The organism is Pseudomonas sp. SDI (assembly GCF_003105155.1).
In the GTDB taxonomy this organism is placed as follows: Bacteria; Pseudomonadota; Gammaproteobacteria; order Pseudomonadales; family Pseudomonadaceae; genus Aquipseudomonas.
In genome coordinates this window covers 1-649 of record NZ_QETK01000069.1, presented here as the reverse complement: position 1 = coordinate 649, position 649 = coordinate 1, and the positions used below count along the sequence as shown (strand labels likewise).

Sequence of the window (649 nt, the reverse complement as noted above, 5' to 3'; positions counted from 1 at the left end):
AGGCGGCAATTACGAGAAGCTGGAACACTCGACCGACACGGTTACTACAACCGTGACTGATGTTCCTGGCACCGCTGATACCACCGGCCTGTCGCTCACCGCGACCGGCACCGTCGCCGAAGGTGGCCAGATCACCTACACCGCCACCCTGAGCAACCCAGCGGGCACGGCGGTGACGGTGAACCTGTCAAACGGCCAGTCGATTGTGATTGCTGCTGGGCAGACGTCGAACAGCATCAGCGTCGCCGCACCTAAAGACGATGCCTACCTCGATGCTGGCGACATCAGCGTGAAAATCACCAACGCCACTGGTGGTGACTTCGAGAAGCTGGACATCAGCGATACCGCTGCCGTGACTCACGTCACCGACACCATCGATACGTCGACCGTGACCCTGACTGCGAGCCCAAGCGTTACTGAGGGCGGCAACGTCGTTTACACGGCTTCGGTGACCGCTCCAGTTACTGGCTCGCCACTCACCGTGACCTTGGCCAACGGCCAGACCATCACCATTGGCGTCGGTGAAAGCTCCAACTCCGTTGAGTTCAAGGCACCGAATAACGTGCTCAACACCAACGAAGCGCTCTCGAACAGCATCACCAAGGTCGAAGGCGGTAACTACGAGAAGCTGGAACACTCGACTGACACG

At 59.3% G+C, this 649-nt stretch carries 1 protein-coding gene; it reads left to right on the top strand.

The genetic code is table 11. The annotated features are described in order from the left end of the window. Positions 1 to 52: 52 nt before the first annotated feature. The coding region (locus DCO48_RS22495; RefSeq protein WP_177410634.1) for an immunoglobulin-like domain-containing protein at positions 53 to 649 on the top strand (597 nt) is incomplete at its 3' end.